Source organism: Acidilutibacter cellobiosedens (assembly GCF_004103715.1).
Taxonomy (GTDB): domain Bacteria; phylum Bacillota; class Clostridia; order Tissierellales; family Acidilutibacteraceae; genus Acidilutibacter; species Acidilutibacter cellobiosedens.
Genome location: NZ_CP035282.1, coordinates 3,399,290 through 3,415,162 on the forward strand (window position 1 = coordinate 3,399,290; position 15,873 = coordinate 3,415,162).

Annotated in this window: 13 protein-coding genes and 1 pseudogene; 2 read left to right on the plus strand and 12 right to left on the minus strand. The window is 32.0% G+C overall.

The features are described from left to right. Positions 1-252: 252 nt before the first annotated feature. On the minus strand, positions 253-2,595 hold the full coding sequence (locus EQM13_RS16455; protein ID WP_071139262.1) for an ATP-dependent DNA helicase: 2,343 nt from the start codon (positions 2,593-2,595) through the stop codon (positions 253-255). 210 nt (positions 2,596-2,805) lie between these two features. Between EQM13_RS16455 and EQM13_RS16460 the strand changes: the two genes are divergently transcribed. Together EQM13_RS16460 and EQM13_RS16465 are read left to right on the plus strand one after the other, a co-directional pair. Next, a complete protein-coding gene (locus tag EQM13_RS16460; RefSeq protein WP_071139263.1) occupies positions 2,806-4,041 on the plus strand; it encodes an aminopeptidase in 1,236 nt (411 codons plus the stop codon). A gap of 20 nt (positions 4,042-4,061) precedes the next feature. Then, positions 4,062-5,426 (plus strand): B12-binding domain-containing radical SAM protein, encoded by a 1,365-nt coding sequence (locus tag EQM13_RS16465; protein ID WP_240662955.1) that lies wholly within the window; start codon positions 4,062-4,064, stop codon positions 5,424-5,426. A gap of 53 nt (positions 5,427-5,479) precedes the next feature. Here EQM13_RS16465 and EQM13_RS16470 read toward each other — a convergent pair whose 3' ends face one another. The 11 genes and pseudogenes from EQM13_RS16470 to EQM13_RS16520 all read right to left on the minus strand — a co-directional run bounded on the left by EQM13_RS16470 (position 5,480) and on the right by EQM13_RS16520 (position 15,707). Continuing rightward, on the minus strand, positions 5,480-6,166 hold the full coding sequence (locus EQM13_RS16470) for a BPL-N domain-containing protein (RefSeq protein WP_128753271.1): 687 nt from the start codon (positions 6,164-6,166) through the stop codon (positions 5,480-5,482). Positions 6,167-6,195: 29 nt separating this feature from the next. Continuing rightward, positions 6,196-6,927 carry a sugar isomerase domain-containing protein gene (locus EQM13_RS16475; RefSeq protein ID WP_128753272.1) on the minus strand — a complete coding sequence of 244 codons (732 nt, stop codon included), beginning with the start codon at positions 6,925-6,927 and terminating at the stop codon, positions 6,196-6,198. After that, a complete protein-coding gene (locus tag EQM13_RS16480; RefSeq protein WP_128753273.1) occupies positions 6,928-8,049 on the minus strand; it encodes a M20 family metallopeptidase in 1,122 nt (373 codons plus the stop codon). It abuts the gene before it with no gap. Then, positions 8,033-9,319, minus strand: a complete 1,287-nt coding sequence (locus EQM13_RS16485) for a neutral/alkaline non-lysosomal ceramidase N-terminal domain-containing protein (RefSeq protein WP_161567291.1) — start codon at positions 9,317-9,319, stop codon at positions 8,033-8,035. The genes EQM13_RS16480 and EQM13_RS16485 overlap by 17 nt, the downstream gene beginning before the upstream one ends. 72 nt (positions 9,320-9,391) lie before the next feature. Next, positions 9,392-10,204 (minus strand): PTS system mannose/fructose/sorbose family transporter subunit IID, encoded by an 813-nt coding sequence (locus EQM13_RS16490; protein WP_128753275.1) that lies wholly within the window; start codon positions 10,202-10,204, stop codon positions 9,392-9,394. After that, complete coding sequence (locus EQM13_RS16495; RefSeq protein WP_128753276.1) at positions 10,204-10,971, minus strand: PTS mannose/fructose/sorbose/N-acetylgalactosamine transporter subunit IIC; 768 nt, start codon at positions 10,969-10,971, stop codon at positions 10,204-10,206. Before EQM13_RS16495 ends, EQM13_RS16490 begins: the two co-directional genes overlap by 1 nt. 15 nt (positions 10,972-10,986) lie before the next feature. Then, on the minus strand, positions 10,987-11,460 hold the full coding sequence (locus EQM13_RS16500) for a PTS system mannose/fructose/N-acetylgalactosamine-transporter subunit IIB (RefSeq protein ID WP_128753277.1): 474 nt from the start codon (positions 11,458-11,460) through the stop codon (positions 10,987-10,989). Between the two features lie 17 nt (positions 11,461-11,477). After that, the gene (locus tag EQM13_RS16505; protein WP_128753278.1) at positions 11,478-11,897 is read right to left on the minus strand and encodes a PTS sugar transporter subunit IIA; all 420 of its coding nucleotides are present in this window, start codon (positions 11,895-11,897) and stop codon (positions 11,478-11,480) included. Beyond that, positions 11,890-11,934: pseudogene (locus EQM13_RS19075) on the minus strand (KxYKxGKxW signal peptide domain-containing protein); the annotation flags it as partial. The pseudogene EQM13_RS19075 and the gene EQM13_RS16505, both read right to left, overlap by 8 nt. Before the next feature lie 138 nt (positions 11,935-12,072). After that, on the minus strand, positions 12,073-14,895 hold the full coding sequence (locus EQM13_RS16515) for a sigma 54-interacting transcriptional regulator (protein WP_128753279.1): 2,823 nt from the start codon (positions 14,893-14,895) through the stop codon (positions 12,073-12,075). Positions 14,896-15,209: 314 nt separating this feature from the next. After that, positions 15,210-15,707 (minus strand): ECF transporter S component, encoded by a 498-nt coding sequence (locus EQM13_RS16520; protein ID WP_240662956.1) that lies wholly within the window; start codon positions 15,705-15,707, stop codon positions 15,210-15,212. Between the last annotated feature and the right edge of the window lie 166 nt (positions 15,708-15,873).

The window sequence follows — 15,873 nt, forward strand, 5'->3', positions numbered from 1 at the left end:
ATCCTGCGGTTTTTAGGCACAAAAAAAGTCACAGCTCTACTGTGACATTTTTACATATATATTTTAAATAATATTTAAAAAGCTACATAAACATAACCCCAGGGGCATTCATCATATTTAATACATTAAATTTTCTTAAATAAGCCATATCTATTAAATTCAACATTGATTCATTTCCCCTTTCTTAAATATTATTATCCAACACTAAAAAATTTTACCACTTTTCACATCACATGTCAAGAAAAATATAAATCATATTTTCTCAGAATTCCAGAACTCGTTTAAAACAAATTTCAACTTCTCCTTGCTGCTTACTCTTTTAAAATGTTTCCACTCATGGGGAAATAACTCCATATACTCAGGCGTTAAGAATCTGTCATCAATAAGAAGTACCATTCCTCTGTCTTTTTCTGTTCTTATAACCCTTCCTGCCGCTTGAAGAACCTTATTCATTCCGGGATACATATATGCATATTCAAATCCCAAGCCATTTTTATCTTGAAAGTAATCCTTTATAATATTTCTCTCCAAGCATATCTGAGGAAGTCCGACCCCTACATTTATAGCTCCTATAAGCTTATTTCCTATCAGATCGATTCCTTCGGAAAACATTCCTCCCGTCACTGCAAAAGCCAGCTTTGTTTCTTCGACGTCAGTAAATTCCTGTAGAAATTCTTCTCTTTCTTTTTCGTTCATAGAAGGTTTTTGAATAAAAACATATATATCACCGTTTCTCTCAATAAATTTCTCATAGACCATCATCATATACTCATAGGAAGGAAAAAATATAAAATAATTTCCTCTTTTTCTCTTAGTAGCTTCCTCTATATACTTTACTATATCAATAAGGGAATTGTTTCTGTTTTTATATCTCGTCGATATATTGCCTGCAATGACCAAGCATAAGTTTTGCCTGTCAAAAGGTGAAGGAAGCTTCATTGCATAATCCTCTTCTCTTCCTCCGAGAATCTCCTTAAAATATTTTAGAGGAGTTAAAGTTCCCGAAAAAAATACGGCACTTCTTCCCCATTTTAATGTCTCACTCAGTACATGAGAAGGGTCCAAACAAAATATCTTTATGCTCACATCCTTCTCATTGCTTTCAGCATAGGTCACAAATTTTTCATCATAGTATTCCGCTATTCTTAAATATCCTAAAAGCTCAAAATACATATCAAGTACTTCCTCATAGAAAACCTCCGCTTTGTTTTCAATTAGCCAATTTTCCAGATATTTAATCACTCCTCTGATTAAAGGATATATATCACTTATTTCATCTTGCTGAACATAATACCCTTTATCATTACATAGCTTCTTTAAATCCAGCATAAAACTATTTAGTTTACCGAACCCCTTGAAAATTTTCTCATCCTTACCTTTAAACAGCCTTTTCAGATTTAAAAAGGAAGATTTTTTCAACTCCGTTGAATACATCTCTCTTCCTCTATCCACAAGATTATGAGCTTCATCAACAAGAAACAAATAATCTTCCTTTATTTCAGTAAAAAATCTTTTGAGGGCTACTCTCGGGTCAAAAACATAATTATAGTCACATATTATTAAATCGCAAAAAAGGCTTAAGTCTAAAGAAAATTCAAAAGGACATACCATGTGTTTCTCAGCATATTTCTCTATAATATCCCTGGTGATAATGTCTTCGTTTTTTATAATCTCCATTATAGCTTGATTCACCCTATTAAAATGACCTTTTGCATAGGGGCAGTCCTCAGGGTTACATTTGATTTCTTCGTTAGAACATATTTTTTCTTTAGCCGTTATTACTAAGGTTTTCATATTAAGTCCTTTTTTTCTCATTTTCTTTGCGGCATTTAAAGCAGCTTCTCTTGTAATAGTTTTGGCCGTCAGATAAAATATCTTATTAACCAAACCCTCTCCAACAGCTTTTATTCCGGGGAAAAGCACGGATATGGTCTTTCCTATTCCCGTGGGGGCCTGAACAAACAAATTTTTTCTGTCCACAATGGCATTATATACTGCTACAGACATTTCTCTCTGTCCTTTTCTATATTCTCCAAAGGGAAAATCTAACTTTTTAATCGAAAAGTCCCTTCTTCTATCAACATCCAAACTTAGTTCAGCCCACATAATATAATCATCAATCAATTTATAAAAAAACTCTTTTAGTTCTTCTAAAGTAAAACTCTTTCTAAATTTCTTTGTTTCTCCTGAGCTTAACTCATAATATGTAAGATTTACATCTATATTATCTATATTATTCTCCATAGCATACATATAGGCATAACACTTGCCCTGTGCCCAATGAAGAGGGTTATAGTCCTCTTCTATATCCTTCAAAGATTTGAGGGTACTCTTTATTTCATCAATAACCGTTACCTCTCCGTCAGCAAATATGCCGTCAGCTCTTCCCTCCAACGTTATGGCAAATCCTTTATATGAGAAAGAATATCTCAAAAAAACTTCAGCATTATATTCCGAACCATAGGACCCCTGAACGGTTCTATGGGCTTTAGTTCCTTCCAATGCTCTGCTGTTGCCTATAAACGTAGAATTCAGATCTCCGGATCTCAATACAAACTCAACTAAGTTTCTTACAGATAATTTTATTTCCTTCATTTTTATACTTCACCAATCTTATCTATATTTTGCTCTTTGTTTAAGCAATATTTATATAGATATTTCTCCACTATTTTATTATTTCCCTTTAATTTTTCAATTTTTTCTACGCAAAATATTTTTTTATTAACAGAAGCCAAAAACATGTAGAAACATTTACAAATAGGGTAATTTAATATAAAATATACGTTAAAGGAGGGGTAATATAATATGAAAAGTTTTGAAACAATGCTTAGCGATTATGCTCGTGTTGTAGTAAAGGTAGGATTAAATTTGCAACATGGACAAACCCTTTTTATTAAGGCTCCCATTGAAGGAGTAGATTTTGTAAGGCAGGTAGCCAAATTTGCTTATGAAGAAAAAGCTAAGGAGGTTTATGTAGATTGGAATGACGATTTTTTAACAAGGATGAAATACATAAATTCTCCTATGGAAGTATTTGAAAACTTTCCCAAATGGAAAGCCGATGCAATGGAAAGCTTAGCAAAAGAAGGAGCTGCATTTCTATCTATATCTTCTTCAGATCCTGAACTTTTAAAGGGAGTAGATCCTGAAAAAATTTCTACCGGAAATAAAGCCGCCGCCATGGCAATGAAAACCTATATGGAATATGCAATGAACGATCTCATTACTTGGTGTGTAATTTCAATTCCCACTATAAACTGGGCAAGTAAAGTATTTCCTCACAACTCTCCGGAAGAAGCATATAAAAAATTATGGGACAGCATATTTAAAACGATAAGAGTCGATAAAGAAGATCCCATAGAAGCTTGGGAAAACCATATTAAAAATATAAATAACAGAATGGAATTCTTGAACAAAAATAAACTTCGAAAATTTTATTATACTTCCTCCAACGGTACCGATTTAACTATCGAGTTTCACGAAGATCACTTGTGGTGCGGAGGCGGTGATTACAACAAGGACAATACTTTTTTTGTTCCGAATATGCCTACAGAAGAAGTATTTACTCTTCCGTTAAAAACCGGCATAAATGGAATAGTATTTAATACAAAACCTTTAAACTACAGTGGAAATGTAATTGATGGGTTTAACCTCACATTCAAAGATGGAAGGGTAGTAGATTTCCATGCAAGAAAAGGAGAAGAAATTCTTAAAAAACTTTTAAATACAGATGATGGAGCAAAATATATAGGGGAAGTTGCATTAGTTCCATTTTCTTCGCCTATATCAAAGTCTAACATTACCTTTTTAAATACTTTATTTGATGAAAATGCCTCCTGTCATTTGGCTCTCGGAAAAGCTTACCCTCCTTGTCTTAAAGGTGGAGACAAAATGAGTGAGAAAGAACTTGAACAACATGGAGCTAATGATTCTTTAATCCATGAGGATTTCATGATAGGTTCCCGTGACTTAAATATAATGGGAACGACTTCGGATGGAAAATCCATGGAGATATTTAAGGATGGAGAATGGGCATTTTAAGAAATAATTTTAAGAAAAGAGTGATCAATACGAAAATAATATTTATTGTGCCTACTTCAGCTATAAGGAGAAATCCCATATACAGATTCGGAAGTCTAATTTACGGACATTCAAATTCAATTACCGGCCCTTTAATACTCGGCAAAATTTTAAAGGATAAAGGTCATGACGTTGAAGTTTATGAAGAGCTTTATAACACATTGGATTTCAACAAATTTTTAGATGCGGATATTATTATGCTCTATACAATGACATCAAATTCTACCCGTGCTTATGAGATAGGCGATTACTTTAAATCAAAAAACAAAAAAGTTGTAATCGGAGGAATGCACGCATCAGGCGTACCGGAAGAAGCTATTAAACATGCCGACCAAGTTGTGGTCGGAGAAGCAGAAAAGGTAATCTCCGATATTGCAGAGGGAAAAATAACAGACAAAATAGTTTATTCTCCCTATGTGGAAAATTTAGACGAAATTCCGTTTCCCGATTATACTCTTTTGAAAACACCATGCAGTGCTGCCAACGTAATGACATCCAGAGGGTGCCCTTTCAGCTGTATATTTTGTACAACATCGAGAATGTTTCATCCCTATAGAAAGAGGAGTCCGGACAATGTCATAGAAGAACTAAGGCTATATAAGAAGCTGGGATTTAAATATGTAAATTTTGAAGACGACAATTTTACAGCAGATAAGGACAGGGCCAAGGAAATATTGAGAAAAATGATTGAAAACAATTTAGTATTTAAAGAAACATTTTTCTTCGGAAGAACGGATATGGCAAATGATGAAGAACTGTTGGATTTGCTTCATCGCGCTCATTTAAACAGAGTTCTCGTAGGTATAGAATCCTTGAACCAGGAATCTCTGGATTATATAAACAAAAAACAAAAGATTTCTGATATTGAAGAATGTGCCGCGGCTCTTTTAAAACACAAAATTAAATTAATAGCAAGTATAGTGTTAGGCCTTGATACTGACAATCAAGAAGACATCAAAAGAAGCGTTAATTTCTGTAAAAATATAAATGCCTATCAACTTCAGCCTGCAATTTTAACTCCATACCCTAAGACTCCCCTGTATGAACAATTAGTTAAAGAGAACCGCATGCTGGATAACGACTGGGAATCATTTGACATGATGGTTGTTAATTTTGTTCCCAAAAAAATGTCGCCTTGGGATCTTCAAAATGAATTTTTCCATGCAGTAAAATCTTTTTATTCCTTTGCGTCTTCTTTTAAGATTTTTAAATATTTCGGTTTTGATGCAGGTATGAGAAGACTTGGACTATGGATTGCTTCACTATTAGGAAATTTAGGATTTAAAATAGCTTCCAAAACTCATAACGGAAATATTTACAACAAACTAAAAGAAATAAGCAATTAAAGATTAATAAAGAATCGAGAGCCTAACAAATACAAATGCCCTCGATTCTTTTATTAACTTGTTCTTCCTGCAGCCCATAGTATTCCTTGAATAAACATTCTTTGGAGTCCCTCTGTTAATTCAGGGTGAAAACTAAATAAAACGCATTTTCCATATCCATAAGTTGATGAAACAAGCGCTGATGAATTTATCATAAGGTTCGATTTGTTATTATTTTGGCCTATCCCGTCAGCAAAAAATGCAAGCTCGTCATAATCTGAAAGATCTAAATAATTTCCTGGTTTTAATAATGGACCGTTTTCATAATATGCTGTAATTGTTCCATAATAACCATTTATAATAGGATGAGTTGGATCAGTTATTTTAATCTTTACATTTCCCGAACCTCTATTCCAATGATCAATATCTATGGCTTGTGCATTTACAATTACCAAATTTGATGTCGATTCATTATATCCTTCAACAGCTAAAAACGCTCCGGCACAAATTCCTATATAGCCTCCAGAATTTTTAACAAAACTTTCTATCATGGAGCAACCTTTTTCCCCAAGAGCTTTAGCTTGTCCTGTTGCTCTTCCTCCAGGTACAATAAGCACATCAAAGTTATTAAGTTCTCCATTTACGACATCCTTTTCAGTAATCCCTTTAACTGATATTCCATATAATTCTATAATATTTATTATTCTATCATAACTTTTCTGTGATGTTGAATCACTAATATATAAAACAGCAGTTTTCATAATATCTTCTTCTTTCTATGCAACAATTTCTATAGAATTTTTATCTTAGATCTGTATTTTTCAATAAGGACTTTATTAAATCTATCTCCTTCGTCAGTATTACTACTCATGAACACTGGCGGTGTAATTCCCAGTGATAATAGTTTCTCTATAATATTGGTTACTATGATATTAACAATAAGTATACAGGTCATAGATGAAGTAGGTGCAACTCTTTGATCTAAACCTTTAAATTTAATCGCTGCATCTCCAGGAATTCCACAATTATCTATTACATAATCAGCTATTTCATAAAGTTTCTTGCCGCTTTTATGCCTTGATGAAACCGTTCTTGAATGTTTTAAGGATGTAAGTGCTACTGTTGTAATTCCCATCTTTTTTGATTCTATCGCCATTTCTACAACAGCATTATTTCTTCCAGAATTGGACACTAGAAAAAGTATATCCCCTTTTGAAATTTTGCTTTCTTGGATTAATATCTTACCAATTCCATCTATCCTTTCAATAAAAGTACTCTTGTATGCACCTTCATGAAGCATAAGTGCCGGTTCCAATATTGGATATACAGGTATAAGCCCTCCGGCACGATAAAAAGGTTCTTCACATATCATATGAGAATGCCCAGTTCCAAAAAAGAAAAGCATCCTTTCATTTTTAATTGCTTCCGTACATAGATCTGATACCTTCTCTATTACATCAGACTGAGTTTCTTCTATTTCCTTTGTCAAATTATTAATAACTTCTATATATTGTGTATTCAATTAAAGCCCTCCATTCGCAATATTTAATATTATTTGAGATGCAAGTTTGATTCTAAAAGGAATACTATCAACATTTACAAACTCTTTTTCCGTATGAGAATTTTCTCCTTCAGGTCCTAATCCATCAATTACTGGTATGCCACACATCGCAGCAAAAGAAACATCTCCTCCTCCTCCCGTTTTTCTTGGCTTTATCTCCTTGCCCAACTTTTCTGCTGTATATTCTGCTATGTCAAATAACTTTTCACACCTTTCATTAGATACTAGAGGCATCCTTTCAGATATGATTTCAATATTTGTCCATGTACCTTCAACATGGTTATTATTTATTATATTCTTAATCTTTCTCTTTAAAGATTCTCCATCACCTATATTAAAATACCTTATTTCAATAAAAGCTTCAGCATGGTCCGCAATAATATTCACCTTTTGTCCCCCGTTAATAGTACCAACATTTACAGTAATATCTTTTTCAATATCAACCAAATTATATAAATCACAAACTTTATAAGCAATCTCTTTTATTGCACTTTTGCCCATATTATAATTAACTCCTGAATGAGATGATATACCATTCACGCTCATTTTAAAACTAATTATTCCCTTTCTCTCAGTAGTAAGGGTTCCTGGTTTTGCTGATTCAAAAGAAAGGCAAGCAATGGATTGTCTTGCATTTTTCAATATATAATCTTTACTATAATTAGAACCTATTTCTTCGTCAGTATTTAAAAATACCAGAAGTTTAGTATTTTTTGGAAGAACATTAATTATATTTTTAATTGCAAATAAAAGTACTACAATCCCGCCTTTCATATCTAATACACCAGGACCATAAATAAGATCTCCTTTCTTAATAAATGACCTTATCTTTGCAGTTCCAGAAGAAAATACAGTATCCATGTGTCCTAATAAAAGTATTTGTCTATCTCCTTGCCCTACCCTACACTCAAGAAAATCTCCCACATCTTTCTGAGTTATTCTTGATACCGCCATTCCTGCTTTTTTAAACTCATTTTCAACAATTTTTGTAAATTTATCTGTATCCCTTTTATCATAACTTCCGCTATCCATATTTACAAATTCTTCTAATATTTTTAGAACATCATCAATACATTTTCTCATTTCTGTCCTCCGATAATTTTTCAAGTAATTTGTCTTCAGAATCTCTTTCAAATGGACATGCGACAACTTCGTAAGTCATTTGATTGAATTCTTTTGTAGGAGGCATATAACCTCCATATCCTCCACAATAGCCAAATATAAATGTATGGTTAACACCAAACTTTTTATTTATTATATTTTGAATTTTTATTCCTGTACTATAATATATTTCTAAAGGAATTCCTATATAAGCTAGTTTCCCTATTATCACAAGGGGAATTTTTATTTTCTTGAAATATTTCCCATTTAATTTTATTACATCAGGAATCACCTCAAACTTTTTATTTGGACGATTTAAAACCATTAATGAAGATTCAATATCCCTTTTTTGTCTATAATCATCTGTAAGTAAAAGTTTTTTATTTAAAGCGTCTACTCTTGCCTTCTTCTCATCTTCTGTCAGAGCTTCTCTGTATTTTAGTAATAGAGCAAATTCTTCTGCAACTATATCTTCCGCATAAACTTCAGATAATCCTTCGTCATCAGTATCCAATATTTGTTCTGCAAGTGATCTGCCCAATCTTTCCGCCTCATCAAAAGATGATTCTTTTTTATAGTATCTTGTACTTATATCTCCAGCTGCCCCATTCATGAATAAAAATTTATTAATTCCTTTATCATTGAAAGTTAGTTCCATTCCATATATTAGATCTTTCGAATAATACAAATTATTCTCATCAAGAACTGTCATATGGCAAGGAAAATTTATCAGTAGTATATCTTCTCCGTTTCTTTTTATTTTGAGAAAATAACACTTTATATATTTATTTTTCTTCTCGATATTAGGTGAATTTCTCTTTAAACCAATACCAGTAATATTTCTATATCCAAAAAATACAGCCGATTTCTTAAGGTCGTCCTCAGCATCTAAAAATGCCAGTTTGCATTTTGAAACAATATCATCCACATATTCAATATTATATCCATCTCTGTTTAAAAACAGATTTGAAGGCCCACTATGAGTATGAGTTGCACACACAAATATAGCTTTTCTTGTTAACTTTTCATCTATATTTATTAATGCATCTTTTATTTTATTTGTAAGAGTTTCATCAACTCCTAAAAGATCTAAAGAAATCATTACAACACTATCACCATTTATTTTTATAATAAGACATCTTGCATAAAGATCATCATGTACATCTTTTGCCATTTTATGTCTGTTATCATATCCAGACATAGTCATTGGTTTATTTGGAGTAATTATCACCTTTGAATAACCGACAATCATATACATACCACTCTTTTCTTTAATATATTTAAACTTTCTGAAAAACAGGGAAATATATATCTTTCCCTGTTTTTATAATACCTTAACCCATTTAAGTAAAATTGACAAAACTATTATTGAAAGTAATATCACTACAGATGATTTCTTTCTTTTAATCATGCGATAACATATTAGTGTAACGATCAGCGGTAAAAGAGATGGCATTATCCCATCCAATATCTTCTGTATAACGATCTTTACCTTATTAACAGTTATTACAGCAGAGATATTAACAATCACCATTTGAGGAATAAGTCCACCGACAATTACTAAACCTAATATCGTAGCAATTGTAGTCCCTCGTTTAAGAATATCAGAGTTTTTTATCTCGTTTAAAAAAGATGTCCCTTTTTCGTATCCTAAACTAATACCATAATATTTGGTAATAAGAGTTATTGTTGCAAATAAAAATGGAAAAATCATAAATACCGGATTACCTTGAGATGCAAAAGAAGCTCCAAGGCTTTTAAATATAGGTGATAGGGTAAGCCAAAAAAGACTATCACCTAATCCTGCAAGCGGTCCCATCAGTCCAACTTTAACAGCTGATATAGCCTGTCCCATGTTATTTCCACCTTGTTCTTCCATCGCAGCCGTAACACCAAATATTGGACCTGATAGAACTGGATTGGTATTAAAAAATTCCAGATGTCTCTTCATTGCTTGAATTTTTTCTTCTTTTGTACTATTTTTGTATACTTTTTTCAGAATGGGTTTCATAACAAATAAATAACCCAGGTTTTGCATTCTTTCATAATTCCATGAAAGTTGAAATGCTAATAATCTCCAGAACATTTTATTTAAATCTTTTTTATTTATTTTTTCTTTTACTTCGTTCTGATCCATTATAAGTCAAGACCCCCTTTCTTAGAAATATCCATATTCCCATTATCTTTGTTTGTAAACATATCATATGCAAAAGCAGCTATTATTCCAATAAGAGCAATACCGATAGTCGGTATCTTCAAATATGCATTTGAAATAAATCCCAGTAAGAAAAATATCCATAATTTTTTATTCATCATAAATGAAAGAAGCATTCCAAAACCAAGAGCGGGCATTATTCCTCCTGCTACACTAAATCCACTTGTAATAACTTTTGGTATTATCGCAAATAACTTTTCAACATATTCAGAGCCAAGATAAACTGCAAGAAAAACCGGTATGAACATTCCCACTCCAAAAATAACTCCGCCCATCAGATGATATTTATCTATCTTATCAAGGTTACCTTCTTCAGCAACTCTATCTGCCTTATGGGTCAGTGATATAGTTATTGTACGGAGCAATATGCTAAGCTGTTGGCATACTAATGATATAGGTACTGCCATAGCAACTCCTGCAACTACACCCTTTCCTGAAATAATCCCAAATGCAGTTCCTAATATTGTACCTGTTATTGTATCAGGCGGTACATAAGCACCAATGGATACGACTCCCATCCACATTAACTGTAGCGTTGCAGCTATTATCATTCCTTGTTTAAAATCTCCTAATATAAGGCCTGCTAATGAACCTAAAATTAACGAATTACTCATTCCAATTTGTGGACCATAGTTGTCTATATAACCTATTGCGCTTAAAAGCCCTAACAAAACCGCTTTCGTTAACAATTTTTCCCCCTCCTTTTATTTTATCAACTTCTTCATTGAAATTTGTTTATCATTAGGTAACATCTGAATTTGTACATCAATCCCCCTTTCCATTATTTTTTTAAATGCATTCTTGTCTGATTCATCAATAGAAACTGCTTTTGTAATCCAAGTTTTTCCGGATATAAACTTCATTCCTCCTACATTGAGAAAAGGAATCTTAACACCTCCTTCAAGAGTCTTTTCTACATCTGCAGGATTTGTAAATATAAGCATAGTAGATCTTTTAATTGGATTTGAATTATAGGCATTAATAAATTTTTCTACAGTAAGAGGCACAATTTTTACACCTGTAGGCCCTGCAAGTTGCATTACGGCCATTTGTACTTGATCCCTAGCTATTAAGTCATTTACTATAATAATCTGTTCAATTCCATATTGTTTAACCCATGTAGTTACTACTTGTCCATGAATTAGTCTATCATCAATACGGACAATCTTAATAGACATCTTAACACCTCCTCAAATTACTTCAATGAACTTTTTATTTTATTTGTTATATCAACAATACCTTGTTTACCAACATTACATATATTTTCAGAAATTTCAGCAATATTTTTATTTCTTGAAGTTAAAATTTCTAAAAGCATAGGCATGTTAAATCCTGATATCACTAATATATTATTTAATGATGCAGTTAATATGCTTGATGCATTGGAAGGTGTCCCCCCAATAATATCTGTCATAATAATTGCTCCTGCATTTTCTTTCACCTCATTAACTGCCTGTTTTAACTTGTTAACTGTTTCATTTAAATCCATACCTGGTACTACAGATATTGCCTTAATCTTTTCTTGACGTCCAACAATCATTTCAGCACTTTTTAATGCTTCTCGTGCAAAATAACCATGACTTATCAATATTATTCCAACCATTTCTTTATTCATAGATCTTTCCCACCTTGTACATTTTTTTATTTACTTTAGAATAATTGCAAAAATTATACCAACTAAAACATTAAAAATAGAGGGCATTAAAAATAGGATAGTAACCTATTCTAATACCCTCTATCTTCGATAAATAATGCACATTAATGCTGTTAATGCAGTTTAACCAATGCAGTTATACTGCATTCTCATCCTTTAATAATTCCACTATATAATAAATTTCATCATCTAAAATATCTAAATTAAATACTTCTTGTATTTTATTGATGGAATCCTTGACAGCTCTCCATAATGACTCATTTTCTATCATGTATTCTTTTATATCCACTCCTGCATTAAGATGATCTCTTTTAAAAAGAATCCGCTCTATCATACATGCAATATGAATATATATTCTAACTATAATGCTCTCTTTTAAATTGGTATATATTTTATTTTCAAGTGTAGAAATAAAATCTCTAACATACGGAAGTACCTTCTCCGCTGATAAAAATTGAAGATATTTTTCTATCACCTCGGTTGTTGCCTTCCAAACTATTTCCTTATTTATTTTATGTATGCACTCTTCGTCATTATATAATGAAATATCTGGATTCACAAGTTTAAGAAGTTTTTTCAATCCATTATTCATTATAATTTCCTGAAGAGAAATAAACGGATATTCTTCTATCATTGGATCAATACTTCCAACAATAGCCACAATATACTTATCCTTTGCAGTATCGGCAATTACCTCTCTAAATTGTTTATTGTTTGCTAAGCTAAGAGGTATAACTTTTACATTATATATGTGATTTTCAGTTAATATTTTTTTAATACTATCCTCAAGATAAAATGCCGTGCCCTGTCCAGAAGCACATACAGTATATATTACTTTTTTAATATCCTTGTTGGATTCTTCTTCGATTCTTCTTCTAAGTCTTTCATTTAATGTCTGATTCATATTTATAAGAGAACTTATTATACTTTCAATATCCAAATTTGGTATCAATGCTTTTCGAGCAGCCTCAATTACTGTAAGGGTACTTATATTATCAAGGACACGTACATCAACGCCTGTTTTCTCATGTATTATACTGCTAAAAGTTACGAGAGAACCCATATCTACTAAAAGTAATACCCCTTTCCCCTGATCTATCTTTTTCACCATATCAATGGCTTTTAATAAAATATCATCTGGTTTTTCATTCAAAGGCATATCTATTGAGTTTACAATATTTGTTCCAAGAAGTTCATTGGCTACACCGGCAAAATTTGAAGCAGTCGCCTCCCCATGAACTATGACAAGAATTCCTACATGATTTTCATTTTTATTTTCCTTAAGAGAACTTAAAACAATTGTAAGAAAATATTCTTCATATTCAGGGCAGCATATTCCAAACTCCTTTTCAATCTTTTTTATAATCCTTCTTGATGTCCTATATTCATCGGAATATTTTATTTTTATCTTCTCATCATTTGGAATACTCATATAATCTATATTTCTTAAGTCATATTTTATAGTATATATAAAATGTAAGGCAAGGCTGTAGTATATGCTTCTGCTAAGCGTGACTCCAAGCTCTTCATATATAACATCAGACATCACGTTTACTATATCAATTACATCATCATCAATAAAGTCGAAAATTTTATTTGCCGAATACATATCGTGACTAACAATTTGAGTAAAATCTCTAAAGGTTTTCTGTATATTAACTTCGCTATCAAGCTTCAAGTTCATTTTTTCATAAAAATATTTGATAAAATCATATTTAGGTTCTTGTATGGTGACTTCGGATAATGAATCTGAATTGAAACTATATTGGCTATCAACGAGCATTTTGTTAAGACGTAACCTTGTTTCTTTATCAAGACTGAGCAATCCATTTTTTATGTATTCAGGTACAAAATCAATAGTTACAAATACATTACTAAGTTTTTTAATACTAAACTCCAGAAAAGCTCTCGCTATTGAAAGCTGAATATCACTTTTGATCTGTCCAACATTTCCTACAGGGTTATAGGTAAGTAAAGCTTCGAACACATCCTTGTCCACAATAATATTATTATTTAGTCTAACTGCTTCCGCAATAAAAAATCTCTTAATTATTCCAAATCTTTCACTAAGCTTTCTCTCTCTTAATGGTGGAAGTTCTATGGACATAGGTATTCTTCTCGTAAATGTTTTCAAAAGACTTGAATCTGGATTTTCAGTAGTTGCTGCAATTATCAATACCTTTGCAGTTCTTTCATTATTAATTTCACCCATCCTCCTGAATATACCCTTATCTATAAAAGTAAACAACATCTCTTGACCTTCAGGTGGAAGTCTATGAACTTCATCCAGTAACAGTACTCCTCCATCTGCAATTTCAATAAGCCCTGGTTTTTCCGTTTCCGCGCCAGTAAAAGAACCCTTACTATATCCAAAAAGTTGAGATAACAAAAGTTGAGGATTATTTGCATAATCAGCACAATTAAAAACAACAAAAGGAGAATTACTGTTAAATATGCCTTCAGACTTACCATATTTATACATTGCTTCTGCAAACATGCTTTTTCCTACACCGGTTTCCCCAAATATTATGGTGTGAAGACCTTGGGGCGGATAAAGTATAGCCGCTTTTGCCTGCTTTATAGCTATAGAAAGGCTTCCCTCACTTCCTATGATATTTTGAAATATATCATTGTATTTCTCTTCTTTAACTTTATGCTTATCATTTATGAACTCATTTAAATTTTTACAGCAAAGGCTGTTACCCTGAAGCTTTACACTAAACATTTTTTCAAACGTTTCTCTGTCAAAAAAAAGTACAGGTTTGCCAGAAATCTTTATTAATTTACCTTCTTTGTAAAGATTGTTTAAATCGGTTGTAATATTATTCCTCTGAGAACCTATTAATTCAGCAATATAGCCTGCAGAGTAACCAACATTTTTTCGATCAAATATATCACTTTTTCTAACTTTTGAGGATAATGTTTTTATTTTTTCACCGACTCTATCAATTCTATTCATCGTTATCACCCTTTAAAGAAAGCATTGTTTATTAAATAGATGGATAACATCCATTCAGGATATCTTGGACTGTTTCATGAAAAAAATCATATCATTTAGTATTAAAATAAAGTCTTTATATTAGATATAAACCTGATTATATATAAAATTTTTCACATATTTATATAATAAACCCTTTTCCTTGTGTTCTTTCGTCCTTATTATTACCATTATCACATTATTCCTAATAATAAAATTATAACATAATTATTCAGAAAAATTATGTTATTTAGTATAAATAACATAATAAAAAGGAAGAGTAAATATCTCCCTTTTTATAAATTAAATATCCTCGTTTTTTTCAAAGCGGTTTTAAGTGCTATTGCCAGCACTGCACCTACTACTCCCTGAATCAAGTTGGCAGGCATGGATATGAGAGCAGCCTTTGCTCCATACATAAATATCTCTGCTATATAGTATCCCAATGCCATCCATATACCACCTATGATCATGGGCAAAAAAGGTAATTTCTTTCCCGTTTTTGTTTCCAATAATGCCGCACAGAAAAATCCCTCCAATCCCTTTACCACAAAAGTAATTGGAGCATAATAGCTATATCCCAGCAGAATATCGGCGAGAGCCGATCCCAGTCCGCCAACTACAAATCCTCCCTTTTTCCCAAACATAACAGCCGCCAAAAACACCACCATATCTCCCAAATTTAAATATCCTTTGGTTCCCAATATAGGAATATGTATAATCATAGTCATAACAACGGTAATAGCAAGCATTACTGCATACCTTGTAATTAAAATAAGTCTGTCATTCTTCACCTCATCCATCTCCCCATTTTATTATCAGTACTGTACCGGTACATTATATAGATTTTTATTATTGTATCTATATACATAATACAACTATAGGTACACTTTTTCAAGTATATTTTTTTTAATATTTTCCTATGGGTTATAAAAAATACACCTTCAAACATTAGATTTT